This is a genomic window from Winogradskyella damuponensis (assembly GCF_039538385.1).
GTDB classification, from domain to species: domain Bacteria; phylum Bacteroidota; class Bacteroidia; order Flavobacteriales; family Flavobacteriaceae; genus Winogradskyella; species Winogradskyella damuponensis.
The window spans coordinates 128,536-149,533 of the sequence record NZ_BAABCB010000002.1; the positions used below are offsets into that span (position 1 = coordinate 128,536).

Sequence of the window (20,998 nt, forward strand, 5' to 3'; positions counted from 1 at the left end):
ATCCTTTTTTTTTGGATTTTTGCAAAAATTAAAAATTAATTTTACTTGGTTGTATTGTCCCCTTGAGGGGACTTTAGGGGTGTTTTAAAATGTATTTAAAATTATTTCTTCCAACTAATGTGACTCAATAACATAACCAATGAAATACAAACAAAGAAAAAAGGCCCTTATTCTTTTAGCAGACGGTACAATTTTTCATGGTAAATCCATAGGAAAAGAAGGTTCTGCTTTTGGCGAAGTCTGTTTTAATACTGGTACTACAGGTTATCAGGAAATATTCACAGATCCTTCTTATTACGGTCAACTTATGGTAACTACCAATGCACATATTGGAAATTACGGAATTAAAGAAGATGAAAGTGAATCTGATGATGTTAAAATAGCAGGATTAATTTGTAAAAATTTTAGCTTTAATTATAGCAGACCAGCAGCTGATAGTTCTTTAGAAGATTTTTTTGAAAAGCATAATACCTTAGCCATTGCAGATGTAGATACAAGAGCATTGGTAAGCTATATTAGAGATAATGGAGCCATGAATGCTGTAATTACTACTGAGGTCGATAATATAGAAGCTCTTAAAAAGCAATTAGCAGAATTCCCTTCAATGAAAGGTTTAGAATTGGCATCTAAAGTATCTACTAAAGAACCATATTTTGTTGGTGATGAAAATGCAACATATAAAATTGCAGCTTTAGATATTGGTATCAAAAAGAATATTCTTAGAAACCTTGCGAAGCGCGATGCTTACATTAAAGTGTTTCCATATAATGCAACATTTGAAGAGCTAGAAGCTTTTAATCCTGATGGCTATTTCTTATCTAATGGTCCTGGAGATCCAGAACCGTTAACCGATGCTATTAATTTAGCTAAAGAAATTATAGCAAAAGACAAACCTTTATTTGGTATTTGTTTAGGACATCAAGTGATTGCTTTGGCTAACGGAATATCAACGTATAAAATGCATAATGGTCACAGAGGTATTAATCATCCGGTTAAAAATTTAGTGACAGGAAAAGGTGAAATCACATCTCAAAACCATGGTTTTGCTATCAATAGAGAAGAAACAGAAGCTAATGCTAATGTTGAAATAACACATGTGCATTTAAACGACCATACAGTTGCAGGTATCAAACTAAAAGACAAAAATTGTTTTTCAGTACAGTATCATCCTGAAGCAAGTCCTGGACCAAATGATTCCTTGTATTTATTTGATCAGTTTATAGAAAATATTAAAAATAAATAATACCAAAAACGCAATAAAACACCCTTTTTATTGCGTTTTTTTAGTTACGAAATCATTATCGTAAGCAATTATCATAAATATGATTTTTGTCAAGTTTCGCGCCTTAGATTTTCGTAAATTTGACTAGCTTAGAGGCTAGTCATGCTGAACTCGTTTCAGTATTTCAATAGAAATTATAGTAAATTAAAATTAAAAATAATGAGCATTATTATCAATGTACACGCAAGACAAATTTTAGATTCTAGAGGGAATCCAACAGTAGAAGTTGATGTTACTACAGAAAACGGTATTATGGGTAGGGCAGCAGTACCATCTGGTGCATCTACAGGAGAGCATGAAGCTGTTGAATTACGTGATGGTGGTGACACTTACATGGGAAAAGGAGTATTAAAAGCCGTAGAAAATGTAAACTCTACAATTGCTCAAGAGTTATTAGGTGTTTCTGTTTTTGAACAAAACGCTATTGATCAAATGATGATTGAATTGGATGGTACTCCGAACAAATCAAAATTAGGAGCTAATGCTATTTTAGGTGTATCCTTAGCCGTTGCAAAAGCAGCAGCTAATGAATTAGGTATGCCATTATACAGATATGTTGGAGGTGTTTCTGCAAATACATTACCATTACCAATGATGAACATTATTAATGGTGGTTCTCATAGTGATGCTCCTATTGCTTTTCAAGAATTTATGATTATGCCTGTTAAAGCAAAAAACTTTACACATGCTATGCAAATGGGAACTGAGATCTTCCATAATCTTAAAAAAGTATTACACGATAGAGATTTAAGTACAGCTGTTGGAGATGAAGGTGGATTTGCACCAAACTTACCCGGAGGAACAGAAGATGCTTTAGACACTATTAAATTAGCTGTTGAAAAGGCGGGTTATACCTTTGGTGAAGACATTAAAATTGCTTTAGATTGTGCTGCAGCAGAATTCTATAAAGATGGTAAATACGATTATACTTTATTTGAAGGTGATAAAGGTGTAGTAAGAACAAGTGCAGAACAAGCAAAATATCTTGCAGAATTAGCCTCAAAATATCCTATTATTTCTATTGAAGATGGAATGGATGAAAATGATTGGGATGGTTGGAAAGACCTTACAGAGCAAATTGGTGATAAAGTACAATTGGTTGGTGACGATTTATACGTAACTAACGTAGAGCGTTTATCTCGCGGTATCGAAAATGGTATTGCTAACTCTATTTTAATTAAAGTAAACCAAATTGGTACCTTAACTGAAACTATTGCAGCGGTGAACATGGCACATAATGCAGGTTACACCTCTGTAATGTCTCATAGATCTGGTGAAACAGAAGATAATACTATTGCCGATTTAGCTGTAGCATTAAACTGCGGACAGATTAAAACTGGTTCTGCATCTCGTAGTGATCGTATGGCAAAATACAACCAGTTATTACGTATTGAAGAAGAGTTAGGAAGTGTTGCTTATTTTCCTGGAGCTAATGCTTTTAAGGTGAAAGCATAAGTTTTTTTGGATTGTCCCCTTGAGGATTAGTGAGAAACAAAATATTTTTTGTTTTGAAACTACCGAGCGAAGCTCTTAGGGGTGTTTTTTTTGAATGTATAGAAAAATACACAATTAGAATAGACTATTCAACTAAATATGCTGAATATATACTAAACCATCTAAAATATTAATTTTAGATGGTTTTTATTTGTAAGAAAAAAGTATTAGTTTCATGAAAATTCTTACCCTAAGGATTAATTAGTTCATTGTTGATTACACATATTTAATTTTTTGATAGCCTAAACATTAGGCTTTAAAACCTGTGCAATATTTATGATTAAAAATCCATTAACGTCCTAATCATAGATGACCATCCCATTATTATTGAAGCGATTATTAACACACTTCAATATATGCAAGACCAATCAGATAAGTTGTGTTTTAAAACCGAAAGTGCTAGGGATTGCGAAACAGCTCATCAAAAAATTCAAAGCTATTCTGCAGCAAAACCTTTAGATTTGGTCATCTTAGATTTAAGTCTACCACCAGCTCCACAGCTTAATTTATATTCTGGTGATGATTTGGGTGTATGCATTAGAGGACAATTTCCAAATACTAAGATTTTGGTCATTACGTCATATACTAATAGTCATAGAATTAGGCAGACTATTAATGCCTATAATCCGTTGGGCTTTTTAAATAAACAAGATGTAGGTTTTTCAAATTATATTAGTGCCATTAACAAGGTGTTGTTTGGTGAAACTCATTACAGCAAAACCATAATAAACGCTATTAAGCAAAAGTCGCTCAATAATATTCAGTTAGATGCTTATGATGTTATAATACTTAAAGAACTTGCCAATGGCTCTAATATGAGAGATTTATTAAAGTTAGTGCATTTGTCTAAATCAGCGATAGATAAGAGAAAACGACTTTTAAAACGAAAATTTAATATTGAGAGTAATAGTGATAGAGACTTGGTTCTGGCAGCTAGAACAAATGGTTTTATTTAGATTTCCGTTTTTGCTTACTTATTGTGCGCATTTATATCCTGTAAAATATGCTCATTGTCCTAATTTAGATTTTTGTTTTATTATAATAAATTTCTTATATGAGTAATATAAAATCACTTTTTAATTATTTAGAAGCAGAAGATATATATCTCGATAAAGAAGAATTTAATTTTCAGTTTAATTCGCATCCAGATTTCCCTACGCTTTTAGCATTAAGCGACACTTTAACATTCTTCAACATTAAGAATGGTGCATTTAATGTAAATAAGTCAGAGATTGAATTATTGCCAAATAAATTCTTTGCAAGATTAAATAAGAGTAACTCAGATTTTTTATCCTACGTTCAAAAAAAGGATGATACTGTTATATATTCTAATGGAGTTGAGAACAATTCAATAGCAAAAACTGATTTTGAGGCTTTATGGACCGATATTGTATTATTGGTGGAGAATGAAAATATAGTTCCAAAAGCGAAATCAAAGCCAAAATACAATTACATAATACCAATAGTTACTATAGCACTAATTACTGCAGTTATAGTATTGACCGCTCCAAAAAAATGGTTTCTATTGTTCTACACATTGCCAATCTTAGGGCTGTTATTTTCTACAGCTGCACTAAAAGATCTATTTAGCACAAAGAGTGAACTCTTCAATAAATTTTGTAATGTAACAGCTAATACCAGTTGTAAAACTGTAGTTAACTCAACTGAATGGAAATTTTTTGATACCATAAGCTTTAGCGATCTAGGCATCCTTTTCTTTTCTACGCAACTTGTTGGGTTGTTCTTGATGGGACTTTTAAATCTATACTCTGCGTATTTCTCATTACAGATTGTAGTGCTGCTCTTTTCGGTACCTGTTATAATTGCCTCATTGTATTATCAAAAATATATCGAAAAAAAATGGTGTCCAATATGTTTATCAATCATTGGTGTTGTCATTTTGGAGTTTATTGCTGTAATTTTAATACATTCAAATTTTGGCTTTAATATAGGATTGCTTAGCGTATTGTTGTTCTTCGCCACAATCTCACTACTAACAGCAGTATGGTTGCCATTAAAAAAAAACTTAAAAAAAGTAAATGATTTAAAAACTGTTGAGTTAAAAGCCAATAGGTTTAAGAGGAATTATAATACGTTCAAATTGCTTTTAACATCAGAAGATCGATATAACCTCCCAGAAACGAAATTAGTTTTTGGTAATAAAAATGCTAATTTAAAGATAAGTATCATCACCAGTCCATATTGTGGATTTTGTGAAGAACCTCACTATCTACTCAAATCTTTATTAGATAAATATGAACAACAACTAAATATTTCAATTTTTTATAATGCCAGTCTAAATAATTTGATTAGCCATCTTTGGCAAGAGGTGGCTAAATTTAAAAACGTATTTTTATATAAATTTCACAAAAAAATAATGTTATGGTAAGAGCCCCAAAAAGAGTCTTAATAATTTTACTTGTCGTAATTGTTATTGGGATTCTTGTTTTTAATCTAAAAAAAGAAACATCAAAACTAATAGAAACATCAAAGCAAGTTTACTTGTTTGCAGAACAAGCAGGAGACACTTTAATAGAATCAGTATTGCTTGATGAAACCCATATTGAATTTAATAAACAGTCTTTTTTGCTTAAAGCAAAGAATGAAGATGAAAATTTAAACTTTAGTTTTAAATTGGAATCACCAAGACTATTTAGGTTTGCTAGTTTTAAACCTAGCTCAATTGCGTTTTTTATATATGTAACTCCAGGTGATACGCTTAGTTATAAATTGGATAATAGTATAATAACTTTTAATGGCAATAATGAAGCCCATTATAATTTTTTTAAAGAACTTTATAATTTAAACCTAAATTACCCAAGATATAATGAGCAACTTGGAATTTCTGAATATAAGAAAGTTCATGAAAATTATTATAAAAATAAGCAACAGTTTTTAGATCAGTATGCAAAAAACAAAAATGTTTCAGATTTATTTTATAATAAAATAAAAGATGTTTTTAAATTTCAATATATCAATGGGATATTAAATCAGAACAGCATTCCTAAAGGCGCCATAACTAATTATACAGAATATTTAAAAGGTATATCTATCAATGATTTTAATAGAAATGACCAAGATGATAATGTGAATTTTTATCTTGCATTAACAAAATATCTAAATATTGTATCTGAAGAAAAATTTGGCAATAATATATATTCAATAGAATCACTAGATTTTCAATTAGATTTAATCAATAAAAATTTGGTTGGTAAAACTAAAGAATATGCGATTACAAAAATGATATTTGAATTTGATAGTCATTCGATTGCAAAAGATTCAAAGAACCTACAAGATAAAATTATGATTTACTTGCCGCAAATAAAAGAAGAAAAATATAAAGTTGTGTTAGAGAGAATAAATGAACGATTAAATAAGATTAATAATCGATTAGCAGAAAATGTTTACGGTTCTATTTTATTAGATATTGATGGAGACAGAATTACATTAAAAGATATTTTAAAGAATCAGGGCAATACAATTAAAATAATTGATTTTTGGGCAAGTTGGTGTGCACCATGTATTGAAGAAATTAAAAGTAGTCATGAGTTTAGAAAAAAATTAATTCAGAATAAAAATGTAGAATTCTATTATTTTTCAATAGACGAGAATCAAGAAAGTTGGAGAAAAAAAGTTGCCGAATTACAAGAATTTGGTATGAATAAAAATCAATATGTGATTGGTAAAACTCAAAGCAATCATTTAATAGCATTTTTTAACGTGAGTACTATTCCTCATTATGCTATTTTAGATTATAATAATAATGTTGTTTTGATTAATTCGCCCTCTCCAAATGATACTTTGGAATTCAATGATATTATTAATAAAATTGAAATATCAGAATAGAAATAATTTTCCCTCTTAAAAAAAAATAAATCGATTTGTATATAGGAGTATTGTCAATAAACATATAATTCAAAAATTTTAATTGCAACATAAACAATATATTTTCTTAAATAGTATTTTGATTAAAATACTGAATGACTAATTTTCGTTTTTACAAATAAAAAGATCACAAAGATTGTGGTCCAATCTGCCTAAAAATTATTGCCAAATATTATAAAAAATCAATTTCCTTACAGAAATTAAGATCAATTAATGAAACCACAAGAGAGAAGCTCTTTAGGGTTGTTTTGTGAATGTATAGAAAGATATATAATTAGAACAGACCATCCAAGTAAATATTTTGAACATATACAAAACCATCTAAAAGATTACATCTAGATGGTTTTTTTTATTCGAGATTTATTAAGATTATGCTCATTATCATATAACCGTGTGAAACTTTCACCTTCTAGAGAAGATTAAATACACTTGTAATAAGAAAACAGAATTCAATGAAAAAAGACACGAGATAAATTATCCCAATGAACTTGAGATTAATACAGCATTTTTTATAAGTTTAGATAAGTTTTAAACCAAAATTAGTAGGCATCCACAATTATCTTAGTTCTATTTGTGCCATCATTTCATCAGTTAGTAACATTGGCGTCTTTGTTCTTGTTTCTAAAAGCGTAGCGCTCTTATATCTTAATTCAATCAAACGTATACACAATTCCATTGGTCAACTCATACTGTGTTTTAGGAATACCAATAATAGGATTGGCATCAAAATTATAAGTGAAAGATGTTTTAAATAGTAGATTTTTTAAGACTTTAATACCAAGAGATGTTTGATTCGAAATTCTAAAATCAGAGAATTGTTTTAATAGTGGTTGGTAATACGTTGTACTCACTAAAGATATATTTTCTAAAGGATATAAACTACAAGAAAAATAGACGCTACCTCTAAAATCTCTTAGGATGTCAATGGTTTTGTCAGAGGATTCTTCATGTTCAAACATTAATAATGTTCCTAAATAAAACCTGTAATCTTTACTTTTAGACAATTTAAACCGTGGTCCAAGACCTAATAATCCTCTGAATTTAATGTCAGAAATAGCATCATACTGACTTTGAGCAAAAACTTCAAGCTTTAAACGTTCTGTGATTTTCCTATTATATCTAATATGTTGAATGCCTTTGTTTACAAAAGAATTGTCTTCAATTTGTTCAAGCTTTAAATCATTAATAAAAAGATAAAGGTTTTTTCTGGTATTGTATTGAAGCCTCAAACTGTTGGTGATTTTAAAGATGGACTGTGTGTTCTTTATAAGTCCAATATCTAAACTTGCAGAACCTGACCATTTTGATGTATCAGAAATACGTCTTAAGGATTCTACATTTACAATTTGCGCGTATGTGAGGTTAAGACTAAAAACTAATATAACGAGTAAAAAAAAACGTTTCATATCTGTAAAATAAGCACAAAAATAGCATGATTTTTTAAGCTTTTAATTAGGAAACATCAAGGAATAAAATTGAAGTTATTTTAAATGTTAAAACCATTATAAATCTACTTTCTAAATCGTTTGAGATTTCGTAAATTTACAATCCTTATAATTTATTAAAACCCGAAAAGAAGATATGTCAGATAAAGCTACATTAGAAATTAATGGCGAGAAGTATGATTTTCCTGTTATTATAGGAACAGAGAAAGAAGTCGCTATAGATGTTAAGAGTTTAAGAAGTACAACAGGAGGTGTTATTACCTTAGATCCTGGTTACAAAAATACAGGAAGTTGTAAAAGTGCTATAACATTTCTAGATGGCGAAAAAGGTATCTTAAGGTATAGAGGGTATTCTATTGAAGAGTTAGCTGAAAAAGCTGATTTTTTAGAAGTAGTTTATCTACTTATTTTTGGTGAATTACCAAATAAACAAGAGTTAGACAAGTTTCATGAAGATATAAAATCACATTCTGTTGTAGATGATGATTTAAAAAAGATACTAGATGCTTTTCCTAAGTCAGCACATCCAATGGGTGTTTTGTCTTCATTAACAAGTGCTCTTACAGCATTTTATCCATCTTCTGTAAATGTAGCTTCAGAAGAGGCCATGTATAATTCTATTGTTACTATTTTAGGTAAGTTCCCTGTTATTGTAGCTTGGACGATGCGTAAAAAACAAGGTTTACCTTTAGAATATGGTGATGATAATTTAGGTTATGTAGAGAACATTCTTAAAATGATGTTTAAGAGCCCAAATAGTGAATACAAACAAAATCCAATTCTTGTAAATGCTTTAGATAAACTTTTAATCTTACACGCAGATCATGAGCAAAATTGTTCTACATCAACAGTAAGAATTACAGGATCGTCTCATGCAGGACTTTTTGTTTCTCTAGCTTCAGGTATTTCTGCACTTTGGGGACCATTACATGGTGGTGCTAACCAAGCCGTTTTAGAAATGTTAGAAGCCATAAAAGAAGATGGTGGTGATACCAAAAAATATATGGCTAAAGCTAAGGATAAAAATGATCCTTTCCGTTTGATGGGCTTTGGACACCGTGTATATAAAAACTTTGATCCAAGAGCTAAGATTATTAAAGTTGCCGCTGATGAAGTGTTATCAGATTTAGGAATTAAAGATCCTATTTTAGATATTGCAAAAGGGTTAGAAAAAGAAGCTTTAGAAGATCCATATTTTGTAGATAGAAAATTATATCCAAACGTAGATTTCTATTCTGGTATTATTTACAGAGCTATGGGAATACCGGTAGAAATGTTTACCGTAATGTTTGCTTTAGGTCGTTTACCTGGTTGGATAGCACAATGGAAAGAAATGAGACGAAATAACGAGCCAATCGGTCGTCCAAGACAGTTATATATTGGTGAAACATATAGACCTTTCAAGGCTATTGATAAGAGATAATTGATTGTAATAAACTTATAAAAGCTTCATCTATGTTATGGAGCTTTTTTTATGCGCAACTTTATGAAATGCTCATACAGATAGTTTATTATTCTAATGAAATTGTAATTAGGCTGTTTCATTTGACTGTAAATAACAATTAATATTAACACATGAAATTAAACATACAAAACGAAACATCACGTTTAAAAGCCGTTATTCTTGGTACAGCCAAAAGTATTGGTCCTATACCATCAATAGAAGACGCTTATGATCCTAAATCCATACAGCATATAAAAGCTGGTACCTATCCAACAGAAGATGATATGATAAAGGAGATGGATGCTGTTGTAGAAGTGTTTAAAAAATATAATGTAACGGTTTTTAGGCCCGAAATTATAGCGGATTATAATCAAATATTTTCTAGAGACATCGCCTTTGTAATAGAAGATAAATTAATAAAAGCAAACATATTACCAGATCGCGAACGTGAGTACACAGCAATTCAACATGTGCTAAATAAAATAGGAGAGGAGAATATTATTGTACTGCCAGAAGAATGCCACGTAGAAGGAGGTGATGTAATGCCTTGGAACGATTATATTTTTATTGGTACTTACTCTGGTGATGATTATTCAGATTATATAACGGCTAGGACTAATACAGATGCCGTTATAGCCATACAAGAGTTGTTTCCTCACAAAACCGTTAAGGCTTTTGAACTACGTAAGTCTAACACCGATCCAAAAGAGAATGCATTACACTTAGACTGTTGTTTTCAACCTATTGGTAAGGATAAAGCCATTCTTCATAAAAATGGCTTTTTAGTTGAAAAGGAATACGAATGGTTACTAAATTTCTTTGGAAAAGATAATGTCTTTGAAATTACAAAAGAGGAAATGTATAATATGAATAGTAATGTCTTTTCTATTTCTGAAGACGTTATTATTTCAGAAAAGAATTTCACAAGATTAAATACGTGGTTAAGAGAAAAAGGCTTTACAGTTGAGGAAGTGCCTTATGCCGAAATTGCGAAACAAGAAGGTTTATTGCGTTGTTCTACAATGCCTTTAATTAGGGAATAATTATTTACGATATAGAAAATAATTGTTTACAAGATTAATATACTCTTGTTTTGCTTCATCTTGAGAGATGTTTTTGACTTGAAATAAGGCATTAGTTTTAAAAGCATTTATAATAGGTTTACGACTGCTAGGGCGATCATAATTATTAGTTGCTTTTTTAAAATAAGCATAAAGGCGTAATAAAAAATCGGCAGGAAAAGGTTCAGTATGATCGTTTACACGATTTACCGCAGTCTTAAATTCTATGTCTAATTGTTCTGAAGTCATTTCATTTCTGCAATGATACTTTCGCCGCCTTTTACTTTTTGGTTAAGTTCAACTTTAATATCAGCATCCAAAGGTAAAAATAAATCTACACGTGAGCCAAATTTTATAAATCCAGAATCCGATCCTTGTTCTACTTTAGTACCAACTTTGGCATAATTAACTATACGTCTAGCTAGAGCTCCAGCAATTTGACGATACAATACTTTACCAAAACCATCATTTTCTACTACAACTGTAGTACGCTCGTTTTCCTCACTAGCTTTAGGATGCCAAGCTACTAAATACTTTCCTGGATGATACTTGCTAAATGTTACTTTTCCAGCGATTGGATGACGCGTAACATGTACATTTATAGGAGACATAAACACAGAAACTTGAATACGTTTATCTTTAAAAACTTCATTCTCCATAACTTCTTCAATCACTACCACCTTACCATCAACCGGAGATAATGCTTGCTTTTCGTTAGCATGCGTATTTCGTTTTGGGTTTCTGAAAAATTGTAAAATAAGAATAAAGAACACCAAAATAGCTAGCATTAGCCCTTTTCGTATCCATTCATTAGTGATAAATCCATCAATTAAAAAAAACGAACCCACAACAATCACTAGAGTTATGAATATAATTTTATGCCCTTCTTTATGAAACATAGTTTAAAATTCTTAAAAATAAATAAATAAATGGTGCCGCAAATATAATACTATCTAACCTATCTAATAGCCCTCCATGACCAGGCATTATTGCTCCACTGTCTTTTACTCCAGCTTGACGTTTAAATTTAGACTCAATTAAGTCTCCAAAAGTGCCTAAAACACTAACAATAATAGCTAATATTAACCATGGTGTAAAACCAAGAGTTTCTGTATATTTAGCAATAAAATAGCTAGATATACATGCAAAAAATAATCCTCCTAAAAAACCTTCTACTGTTTTTTTAGGAGATATGCTTGGGAATAATTTTTGTTTACCAAAATTCTTACCGACTAAATAAGCAGCACTGTCGTTAATCCAGATTAGTATAAAACTACCTAATAATAATAATGGAGTGAATTCATTTTGGTAGTTTGCTATAAGAAGCATAAAGACAAAACCACTAGATAAATAAAATGTTGTAGCTATATAGCGTTTAGATTCAAAAAGTGGGATTTTCTTTGACGTAAATAGATCTTTAATTAAAATGAGGTTGACAAACGTAGTAATAACTAATAAAATCTGAATGGCCTCATCAGTTCCTGTGATAGTTAAATTTTGTAAACAAACATACCAAAACCCAATATAGATAATAAAATATACGATGTATTGAATAAAAGACTTAAGCTTAATGAGCTTGCTAAATTCTGTAAGCGAGATAATACCAAATATTCCAATAAGTATAACTGTAGCTTCTTGGACAAAAAGCGAACCAATAAGAAGTGCCACATACACAGCACCAGATAAGGCTCTTATAGCTAATTCTTTCATTATAAATCTTCTAGCAAGAGTAAGTATAAGTTTTTAGAACTGCTGCCATAGGTTAAAAAGTCTTTATCATCTGCAGTTTTAAAGTGCTTAATAGTAGTAATATTTGTAGGTATTGTTGCTTTACTTTTTGCTTTTATGCCTTTAAGACCTTCTCCAATAGTTTCTACAAATTGACTTGTTGTAGCATAAATAATGAAGTGGTCTGGTAATTCAATTAATTTTTTTTCGGCAATTTGATTTGAAGAAATCAATAAAGAACCATCATCAGAAATTAAATATTCGCAAGTAGATAAAAAATAGGCACTTTCTGAAAGATTTTTAGTACTATTAAGATTGAAATCTTTAAATAATTCAGACAAGCGTTGGTCTATTAAGAAAACTTTATCATTATGCCAATTGTTTTCGTCTAGTATTGCGTTAAAACTTTCTTTAACTTCTTCAATATTTTCACAATACAAAAACTTACCACCATTGGCTTTAAAATTAATAGTAAAGCGTTCATCTACAGGTAGCTTAACCTCTGGCATGTATTTGCCACGCTCTTGATTCGGTATGTGCTCTTCTGTCTGTTCAGACTTTTTTCCGAAGAATTTACGAAATAAGCTCATTCAATAGTTGCGATTAATCCTGTCGTTTGTGTGATTTTCAAATATAAAAAAACTTAAATTAACATTGGGTTAATTTAAGTTTTTTATATGATTGTATATAGGTTATTCTTCCTCTTCGTTTGAGATTACCGTATTTTCAAAAGTACGCTTACCAAATATCTTTTCAAGATTATCTTTAAAGATAACTTCTTTGTCTAAAAGTACTTCTGCTAATTCGGTGAGTTTATCTTTATTATTTTCTAATAACTTAATGGCACGTTGATATTGCTCTTCAATAATATCAGAAATTTCTCTATCAATAAGCTCTGCTGTTTTTTCGCTATATGGCTTTGTAAAACCATATTCAGACTGTCCAGAAGAATCATAATACGTTAGGTTTCCTACTTTGTCACTTAGACCATAAACAGTAACCATAGCTCTCGCTTGTTTTGTTACTTTTTCTAAGTCACTTAAAGCACCTGTAGAAATTTTATCAAAAATTACTTTTTCTGCAGCTCTACCTCCTAATGCAGCACACATTTCATCTAGCATTTGTTCTGGGTGTACTATTAAGCGTTCTTCAGGTAAATACCATGCAGCACCAAGAGAGCGTCCTCTAGGAACAATGGTTACTTTTACTAATGGAGCAGCGTGCTCAAGCATCCAACTCACAGTAGCATGACCAGCTTCGTGAAAAGCAACAGCTCTTTTTTCTGCTGGAGTGATAATTTTGTTTTTCTTTTCTAAACCTCCAATGATTCTATCAACGGCATCTAAGAAATCTTGTTTGTTTACAGACTTCTTTCCTTTTCTTGCTGCAATTAAAGCTGCTTCATTACAAACATTAGCAATATCTGCACCAGAAAAACCAGGTGTTTGTTTGGCTAAGAAATCGATATCTAATGTCTCTTCTTTTTTTAGTGGTCGTAAATGCACTTCAAAAATCTCTTTACGCTCTCTAACGTCTGGAAGATCGACATAAATCTGACGGTCAAAACGACCAGCTCTCATAAGTGCGCTATCTAAAACGTCTGCTCGGTTTGTTGCAGCTAATACAATAACGTTAGTATTAGTTCCAAAACCATCCATTTCTGTTAAGAGTTGGTTCAACGTGTTTTCGCGTTCATCATTAGAACCAGACATGTTGTTTTTACCTCTTGCTCTACCAATAGCATCAATCTCATCAATAAAAATAATTGAAGGAGATTTTTCTTTAGCTTGTTTAAATAAATCTCTTACACGCGATGCTCCAACACCAACAAACATTTCCACAAAGTCTGATCCAGATAGTGAAAAGAACGGTACTTGTGCTTCACCTGCAACGGCTTTAGCTAATAAGGTTTTACCTGTTCCCGGAGGGCCTACTAATAATGCACCTTTTGGGATTTTACCACCTAAAGCAGTATATTTTTCTGGGAACTTTAAGAAGTCTACAATTTCTTGAACTTCTTCTTTCGCGCCTTCTAAACCAGCGACATCTTTAAAAGACGTCTTCGTATCTATTTTTTCGTCAAAAAGTTTAGCTTTAGATTTTCCGATATTAAAAATTTGTCCACCAGCTCCTCCGCCACCTCCAGATGACATGCGTCGCATAATAAAAATCCAAACACCAATAATAAGAACAAAAGGTAATAATGTAAGTAATAAATCTCCCCATACATTTTGTTCAGATTTAAATCCTACAGCAACATCTAGATTATTTTCAGCTGTTATAGCATTTATTTCTTCTTGGAATAATTTTAAATCACCAAATTCGAATTTATAATTAGGTGCTGCAGCTACAGATGGTAGAATTGTATTTGGTTTTGAACCTTTGTGTACATCTAAAGCTTGTGCTTCTTTAGTTAAATATACTCGAGCCTCACGGTTATTAATAATTTCTACTTTTTTAACCTCTCCGTTACGTAAATAGTTAAAAAACTCTGTTGGAGTAGTTTGTTTTCCTGTAGAACTTCCAAATCCACCTGAGAAAATTTGTATAGATATAAATATCGCAATGATAATTCCGTAAATCCAATACGGATTTAGTTTCGGTTTTTTGTTTAAATTTTTATTGTCTTTAGCCATTATAAGCGTTTCTCTTTTTAGTAACTTGTTTCTATTTGGGTGATTTTTGCATCTCCCCAAAGACTTTCAATATCGTAGTATTCTCTAATGTGTTTTTGAAATACATGGACTACAACGTTAACATAATCCATCAAAACCCATTCGGCATTTTCGGTACCTTCTACATGCCAAGGTTTATCCTTAAGCGTTTTGCTAACTTGTTTTTGGATGGAATTGACGATTGCATTTACTTGCGTATTTGAAGATCCTTCGCAGACAATAAAATAATCACAAACCGTATTTTCTATTTCTCTTAAATCTAAAATTGTAATTTCTTTTCCTTTAACTTCTTCTATGCCTCCAATGATGGTTGTAATGAGTTGGTCTGGATTGATTTTTTCTTTCGTCATTAATTTCAGTTAATTTTGTGCAAAGTTATTATTTTTTTAGTTCTTGTAAGCTCTAAATATCATAAGAAAACTATAAAATAAATTTTCCGTTTTTATGTATATAATCAAACTTAATGCCATTGACTCAACAAACAGCTATCTAAAGGATATAGTGTCGGTTACGTTACCTAAGGATTACACTGTTGTTGTGGCAGAAAAACAGACAAAAGGCAGAGGGCAAATGGGAGCAGAATGGCAAGCGGAAAGTGGTAAGAGCCTTACGGTAAGTGTGTTTAAGAGCTTAGAGTCTTTTGATGTTAAAGAGCAATTTTATATTAGTATGGCTGTTTCTTTAGCCATTTTTAAAGCGTTAAGCGTTTTTAAAATACCACAATTACGTATTAAATGGCCTAACGACATTTTGTCAGCAGACACTAAAATATGTGGTATTTTAATAGAGAATGTCATAAAAAACAATAATTTACAAGGCTCTATAATTGGATTTGGTCTTAATGTGAATCAGAAATATTTTGATAATTTACCACAAGCCTCCTCTATGAGTTTATTAACAGGAGTAATTTATAATAAAGATGAAGTGCTTTCTGAAATATTAAAACAGATGAAATTCTATTTCAATATATTAGAGTCTAATAATCATTCTGAAATCAAAGAGGAATATGAAAGCTTCCTTTTTAGAAAAGATAAACCATCAACTTTTAGAAGTTCTAACAATAATAGCTTCTCTGGAATTATACAAGGAGTGACCAAAAGTGGTCAATTGCAAGTTTGGACAGAAGATGAGATTATTAGAACCTTTGATCTTAAAGATGTGAAACTATTGTATTAGATCTCAGTCTTCATATTCGTTGTTAAAGTCTCAATAAATTTACTTATTGGGCCTTTAATCATCATTGCCATCATAGCATTAAATTCACCTTCAAAATTTAATTTTACATCGGTTTTGTTTGACTCAATTTCTGTAATATCAGCAATTAAAGCAAAGTCTAATTTTCCGCCTGCAGCACCTAAAACGATTTTATTGTAAGGAACAGCTTCCTTTTTCTTTAATATAATTTCGGGCATTCCTTTTAAAGCGAATAGAAATTTATCATTTTCTAAAACTTCAAACTTACTAATGTTTTCAGGCATTAAACTTTCAAAGTTTTTAACATCTGAAAGAAAATTAAAAGTTTCTTCTGCTGATTTATCTAAGGTTACTTTTGGGGATTCTAATTTCATAAGTATTGTGTTATGTTGTTTTTATTTGTTGTTAAGTTTTAACGTGTTAGTTAAGCGACTCAACAATTTTACTATAATGCTATATCAATTAGCGTTCCACTCACTAGGATTGGCATTCCATTGTGCTAAAATGTCTTGTTGGTCTTTGGTTATATAAAACGTTTCAACAGCTTGTTCTAGCAAGTTTTCGTAATTACCAAGTGTATGCAATTCGACATTAGCGTCTTCAAAATTCTTTTTAGCAATATCAAAGCCGTAAGAGAAAATAGCCACCATTCCTTTTACGTTTACTTCAGCTTCTTTTAATGCTTGTACAGCATTTAGACTGCTCATTCCGGTGCTAATTAAATCTTCAACAACAACTACGGTTTGTCCTTTTTCAATATAACCTTCAATTTGATTTTGGCGACCGTGCTTTTTGGCCTCTGGTCTTACATATACAAAAGGTAGGTTTAAATACTCTGCTACCAAAGCTCCAATACCAATAGCTCCTGTGGCAACACCTGCAATAACATCTGGTTTTCCATAGATTTCTTCAATGTTCTTGGCAATTGTTGCTCTAATATAGTTTCTAATAGGTGGGAACGATAGTACAATTCTGTTATCGCAATATATAGGTGATTTCCAGCCAGAAGCCCAAGTAAAAGGATCGTTAGGTTGTAATTTTATAGCATTAATTTGCAATAAAACTTCTGCTGTTTTTTTGGCAGTATCTTTGTTAAAAATCATGGTACAAAAATAATGATTTTTCGAGGTTAGAAAATTTTAAACGAAAATAAATTTCATTTCAAATGGTTTCTCAGAAAAAATAATAAATTTACAAAAGGAAAGTTGAAACAAACTCAAACGATGTACACTATTTATGTAGGTGATAAACCTATAATTTTAACTACTGAAGTAAAAAAAGAAACTGATTTTAAATCCTTTCTTTTAAAATCTGTAAATATTGGTAAAGTGATAAAAACTTTAAATAATACAGATTTGAAAGCCGTACACTTAATTCATAAAAATGAAGATAAGTTACTCAAAAAGTTTTTAAAGCTTTTGCCTAATGTAGTTGCAGGTGGTGGAAAAGCTTACAATTCTAAAAATGAGATACTCTTTATTTACCGAAATAATAAATGGGATTTACCAAAAGGAAAAGCGGAACGTAAAGAGACAATTGAAGAAACCGCTATACGTGAAGTAGAAGAGGAGACAGGTGTTGAAGGTTTAAAAATTACCAAACCATTACCAACAACATATCATATTTTTAAACGACATGGTAAACATAAAATTAAAGTGACGTATTGGTTTGAAATGACAACCGATTTTGATGGGGAATTATTTCCGCAAGAAAATGAAGGCATCACTAAAGTTGAATGGTTAGACGCTAAAGCCTCTCAAAAAGCTTTAGAGAATAGTTATGCTAATATTCGGATTTTGGTTTAAGTGCGTTTTGTCATTTTGTAAATGTTTTATGACTTAGCCTTTTTTATTTAGAATCGATTTCTGGTTTTTTTCCAAGTTGCCACATTAAAATGCCACCAGTGATAAACATCCATATCGCATAAGCACCAGTAGGAATTCCCATTTCTACATTATGTAGTATTGATGTCGCAATTACAAATGCCAATGTGCCATTTTGTATGCCACTCTCAACTGTAATTGAAATAACATTCTTTAATTGTAACTTAAATAACCGAGCGGTTACATAACCTAATCCCATTGTTATTAAATTTAAGAGTAGAGTTACTAAACCTACTTCTCTCATTGCAGTACTTAGTATTTCAAAATTAGCTACAATAACGGCTATAAAAACTAAAATAAAAATTGCAGTAGAAGCTATACGCATTGGTTTTTTCATTCGTAATGCAAATTTAATTTTGTACTTACGTATAAGCATACCTATGGAAATAGGTATTACCGTGATGACCATTATTTGTAGTATGGTGTCTAATATGGGTAATTTGATAGTGACTCCTGTAGCTGTGCCAAAATAATCTAATGCAAAAGCTAAAATAAAGGGGATCGTTATAATGCTTACAAAACTCGTAATAGCAGTTAATGTAGCTGATAAAGCAATGTTTCCTTTACAAATTTGAGTGATTAAATTACTTGTTGGGCCACCAGGACATGTGGCTAAAATAATTAAGCCAACAGCCATTATTGGACTTAAATTAAAAGCTATTGCTAAAGTAAAACCAACAGCAGGAAGTAATATCAGTTGATTAGTTAAGCCAATTAAAATAGCTTTAGGATATTTTACTAATCTCGTAAAATCTGCAGGAATTAAAGTCATTCCCATACCGAGCATAATAATAGCTAATGATAAGGGTAAAAATATATTGCTTATAATTTCGGCTGCAGACATGGTTTGTTGTTATCAAGTTTTAGACGAATTTAAGCTTTTAATTCTATAAACTCAAGTGATTAAAAATGGTGATTAATTGATTTTAAGATTGTTATAGTGTTAAAAAGTGCGTGATGTATGTTTGTGCTGTTATTGACTACAAATTTCTGATTAACTTCAATCTCAATCCCTAAATAATTTGTTGAAAATTGTTTTCTTAAAAACGTAGTGAATCCATCTGCTTTTCCTAAATAAGGATAGTTAAACCTTACGTTAAGATTGGGATCTTGTTTTAGAAGCTCTGCTTTAAATTGTTTACAAAACTCTTGTTCTTTTTTACGGCGTGAATCATATAGTAATCCAATATCAGCTTTACGTTCGTTGCCATTTAGATTTGGAGTAAAACTATGAATAGATAAATGTAGCACTTGCTGTTTACTTTTAATATATGCCGCTATTTTATATTCAATTTCAGTTCTATAAGGAAAATAATACGTATTAAGAATTTCTGATTGCTCATTTTTAGGTAGGCTGTTACTAAACTCTGAAAAAAGTTGCTTGTTAAACAAGGACCGATTTAACTCTACCAATAAACGACTCGTCTCACTAAAATAGGAGGCATCGGCCAATGGTTGTAAATATTGAAATATATCTAAAGCACCTAAATCATAACCGCGATGAGTTTTTAAAACCGCTTCATTGTTAAAGTGTTTTTTGTACGTATCAGGAATGTTATTTCCTGCATGTTCGCATGTTAGAATGAGTTTCATGTGTTTATTCGTATTGTTTTTTTAAGTCACATGGTTCATTTTTATAATCATACACTTCTATACCAAAATCTAGATGGAGGTGTTTCACGGTTGAAACAAGGTGTTCGTTTTTAAACACTTTTGCATATCTCGATAAACCGAAATAATATGTGTTTCAGAAGTATCATTTCCAATGGCTTTTAATAATCGTGTTGCTAATGTGCCTTCTTTTAAAATTAGCTCAATAGCCTTGTGATGCGATTTATGTAATTTTTGTTTTACAGCATTATACAAATGTTTCCATACGTCGTTAATTGTAGAACTCTTGTTTATTCCAAATAAATGTAAATACGCTAGATTTTCAATTTTAGAGTTTTCAGCATGTCTTATAGCATCGTTTAAAATGTCAAATAGATCTTCTTTTACCCACAGTTTTTGTTCTTTTAATGAACAGAAATTTTTATTTACCAAAGCTTTTAAAACCTCAATAACTAATGCACAAATAGCGATATCTGCTTTAGGACATTCTTGAATGTCCATCAAACGAATCTCGATAGCATTGCGATCAAAACGTGCAATAGCTCCACGTGAATTCAAAAAATGCTGATCTAAAATTTTGTCTTTATCATAAGGTTGAATCGCTCGTTTTATTGGTTCGAAAACTGTTGCATAATAATCTAATTTTGAAAAAGTACGCTCAGGAATAACTACACCTGTTAACTCGGGTATTTCCTTTTGGTTGGTTTTATAAAACTCTAAACGCGTGTCTTTAAAACCTGTGATTTGCCCTTCGAGAATCGGAGAACTTGCACAAAGTCCTGGTAGTAATGGCAACAAAATTCGAATAGCAGCATGTAGTTGTTCAAACTCCTTATCGTCATAAAACGGTAAATTAATATGTGTGCTTTGTACGTTACTCCAGCCATGACCTTTACAGTTAAAAATAGTATTGTACAGTGCATAGACTTTACTATAACTATGTTTCCAAAGTTGCGTGTCTGTATTAGGGTTCATTAATGGATGTGATGCCGAGCCTAAAAGCTTTAAGTCTAAAGGGTGTAAAAGCGCAGCGATTTCCATAATGTTGGCATGAAATTTATCAGCCAAATCATCTGTACTTTTTGCAGGCCCATTAGTTTTTAGTTCAATAACATGTGCCACAAGTTCATTGCTCCATCCAATGCTACCATTTTCAATATCTGATACTAATTTGCCTGCTTTCAAGGTAAGTAGCTCATCTACTTGTGGAGCAACTTTAAAGTTGTTGTTGTTAACAAGCATATATTCGAGTTCTATGCCGTAAACGTCGAATAAGTGATATTTTGTTTTCATGTA

21 protein-coding genes and 1 pseudogene are annotated in these 20,998 nt (G+C 31.1%); 10 read left to right on the forward strand and 12 right to left on the reverse strand.

The genetic code is table 11. From position 1 onward, the window contains the following. The first annotated feature begins 139 nt into the window (after window positions 1–139). The 6 genes and pseudogenes from carA to ABD730_RS00735 form a co-directional block, all read left to right on the forward strand. Window positions 140–1,243, forward strand: coding sequence for a glutamine-hydrolyzing carbamoyl-phosphate synthase small subunit (carA, locus tag ABD730_RS00710; RefSeq protein ID WP_334470385.1), 1,104 nt, complete (start codon window positions 140–142; stop codon window positions 1,241–1,243). 198 nt (window positions 1,244–1,441) lie between these two features. Next, on the forward strand, window positions 1,442–2,737 hold the full coding sequence (gene eno, locus ABD730_RS00715) for a phosphopyruvate hydratase (RefSeq protein ID WP_344711873.1): 1,296 nt from the start codon (window positions 1,442–1,444) through the stop codon (window positions 2,735–2,737). Window positions 2,738–3,081: 344 nt separating this feature from the next. Then, a complete protein-coding gene (locus tag ABD730_RS00720; protein ID WP_344712314.1) occupies window positions 3,082–3,732 on the forward strand; it encodes a response regulator in 651 nt (216 codons plus the stop codon). Between the two features lie 98 nt (window positions 3,733–3,830). Next, on the forward strand, window positions 3,831–5,165 hold the full coding sequence (locus tag ABD730_RS00725; protein ID WP_344711875.1) for a vitamin K epoxide reductase family protein: 1,335 nt from the start codon (window positions 3,831–3,833) through the stop codon (window positions 5,163–5,165). 113 nt (window positions 5,166–5,278) lie between these two features. Continuing rightward, window positions 5,279–6,622, forward strand: a complete 1,344-nt coding sequence (locus ABD730_RS00730; RefSeq protein WP_344711877.1) for a TlpA family protein disulfide reductase — start codon at window positions 5,279–5,281, stop codon at window positions 6,620–6,622. A gap of 176 nt (window positions 6,623–6,798) precedes the next feature. Next, window positions 6,799–6,915, forward strand: a pseudogene (locus ABD730_RS00735) (cysteine peptidase family C39 domain-containing protein); the annotation flags it as partial. Window positions 6,916–7,311: 396 nt separating this feature from the next. On the opposite strand, the gene ABD730_RS00740 reads toward ABD730_RS00735, so the two are convergent. Then, window positions 7,312–8,067 (reverse strand): DUF481 domain-containing protein, encoded by a 756-nt coding sequence (locus ABD730_RS00740; protein ID WP_344711879.1) that lies wholly within the window; start codon window positions 8,065–8,067, stop codon window positions 7,312–7,314. A 175-nt stretch (window positions 8,068–8,242) separates the two neighbouring features. On the opposite strand from ABD730_RS00740, the gene ABD730_RS00745 reads away from it, so the two are divergent. Together ABD730_RS00745 and ABD730_RS00750 are read left to right on the forward strand one after the other, a co-directional pair. After that, window positions 8,243–9,529 (forward strand): citrate synthase, encoded by a 1,287-nt coding sequence (locus ABD730_RS00745; RefSeq protein ID WP_215927709.1) that lies wholly within the window; start codon window positions 8,243–8,245, stop codon window positions 9,527–9,529. A gap of 152 nt (window positions 9,530–9,681) precedes the next feature. Continuing rightward, window positions 9,682–10,593: a dimethylarginine dimethylaminohydrolase family protein gene (locus ABD730_RS00750; RefSeq protein ID WP_334470374.1), complete on the forward strand. Its 912-nt coding sequence runs from the start codon at window positions 9,682–9,684 to the stop codon at window positions 10,591–10,593. On the opposite strand, the gene ABD730_RS00755 is transcribed toward ABD730_RS00750, so the two are convergent. From ABD730_RS00755 to rsfS, 6 genes are all read right to left on the reverse strand, one after another. Then, on the reverse strand, window positions 10,594–10,860 hold the full coding sequence (locus ABD730_RS00755; protein WP_334470372.1) for an acyl-CoA-binding protein: 267 nt from the start codon (window positions 10,858–10,860) through the stop codon (window positions 10,594–10,596). Then, window positions 10,857–11,510 carry a phosphatidylserine decarboxylase family protein gene (locus tag ABD730_RS00760; protein WP_215927715.1) on the reverse strand — a complete coding sequence of 218 codons (654 nt, stop codon included), beginning with the start codon at window positions 11,508–11,510 and terminating at the stop codon, window positions 10,857–10,859. Before ABD730_RS00760 ends, ABD730_RS00755 begins: the two co-directional genes overlap by 4 nt. Then, on the reverse strand, window positions 11,500–12,321 hold the full coding sequence (locus ABD730_RS00765) for a phosphatidate cytidylyltransferase (protein WP_344711884.1): 822 nt from the start codon (window positions 12,319–12,321) through the stop codon (window positions 11,500–11,502). The genes ABD730_RS00760 and ABD730_RS00765 overlap by 11 nt, the downstream gene beginning before the upstream one ends. Then, complete coding sequence (locus ABD730_RS00770) at window positions 12,321–12,929, reverse strand: LUD domain-containing protein (RefSeq protein ID WP_334470367.1); 609 nt, start codon at window positions 12,927–12,929, stop codon at window positions 12,321–12,323. Before ABD730_RS00770 ends, ABD730_RS00765 begins: the two co-directional genes overlap by 1 nt. Before the next feature lie 102 nt (window positions 12,930–13,031). Next, on the reverse strand, window positions 13,032–14,975 hold the full coding sequence (gene ftsH, locus ABD730_RS00775; RefSeq protein ID WP_344711886.1) for an ATP-dependent zinc metalloprotease FtsH: 1,944 nt from the start codon (window positions 14,973–14,975) through the stop codon (window positions 13,032–13,034). Window positions 14,976–14,992: 17 nt separating this feature from the next. Then, window positions 14,993–15,364, reverse strand: a complete 372-nt coding sequence (gene rsfS / locus ABD730_RS00780; protein WP_215927723.1) for a ribosome silencing factor — start codon at window positions 15,362–15,364, stop codon at window positions 14,993–14,995. 94 nt (window positions 15,365–15,458) lie between these two features. On the opposite strand from rsfS, the gene ABD730_RS00785 reads away from it, so the two are divergent. Beyond that, a complete protein-coding gene (locus ABD730_RS00785) occupies window positions 15,459–16,190 on the forward strand; it encodes a biotin--[acetyl-CoA-carboxylase] ligase (RefSeq protein ID WP_344711888.1) in 732 nt (243 codons plus the stop codon). On the opposite strand, the gene ABD730_RS00790 is transcribed toward ABD730_RS00785, so the two are convergent. After that, window positions 16,187–16,582 carry an SRPBCC family protein gene (locus ABD730_RS00790; protein ID WP_215927727.1) on the reverse strand — a complete coding sequence of 132 codons (396 nt, stop codon included), beginning with the start codon at window positions 16,580–16,582 and terminating at the stop codon, window positions 16,187–16,189. The two genes, ABD730_RS00785 and ABD730_RS00790, sit on opposite strands and share 4 nt — an antisense overlap. 84 nt (window positions 16,583–16,666) lie before the next feature. Continuing rightward, on the reverse strand, window positions 16,667–17,311 hold the full coding sequence (pyrE, locus tag ABD730_RS00795; protein WP_334470360.1) for an orotate phosphoribosyltransferase: 645 nt from the start codon (window positions 17,309–17,311) through the stop codon (window positions 16,667–16,669). Between the two features lie 120 nt (window positions 17,312–17,431). On the opposite strand from pyrE, the gene ABD730_RS00800 reads away from it, so the two are divergent. Further along, window positions 17,432–18,013: an NUDIX hydrolase gene (locus tag ABD730_RS00800; protein ID WP_334470597.1), complete on the forward strand. Its 582-nt coding sequence runs from the start codon at window positions 17,432–17,434 to the stop codon at window positions 18,011–18,013. A gap of 43 nt (window positions 18,014–18,056) precedes the next feature. On the opposite strand, the gene ABD730_RS00805 is transcribed toward ABD730_RS00800, so the two are convergent. The 3 genes from ABD730_RS00805 to ABD730_RS00815 all read right to left on the reverse strand — a co-directional run bounded on the left by ABD730_RS00805 (window position 18,057) and on the right by ABD730_RS00815 (window position 20,995). Next, on the reverse strand, window positions 18,057–18,935 hold the full coding sequence (locus tag ABD730_RS00805) for a bile acid:sodium symporter family protein (protein WP_344711891.1): 879 nt from the start codon (window positions 18,933–18,935) through the stop codon (window positions 18,057–18,059). Window positions 18,936–18,994: 59 nt separating this feature from the next. Further along, complete coding sequence (locus ABD730_RS00810) at window positions 18,995–19,684, reverse strand: N-formylglutamate amidohydrolase (protein WP_344711893.1); 690 nt, start codon at window positions 19,682–19,684, stop codon at window positions 18,995–18,997. Between the two features lie 84 nt (window positions 19,685–19,768). Continuing rightward, window positions 19,769–20,995: a glutamate-cysteine ligase family protein gene (locus tag ABD730_RS00815; protein ID WP_344711895.1), complete on the reverse strand. Its 1,227-nt coding sequence runs from the start codon at window positions 20,993–20,995 to the stop codon at window positions 19,769–19,771. Window positions 20,996–20,998 lie beyond the last annotated feature (3 nt).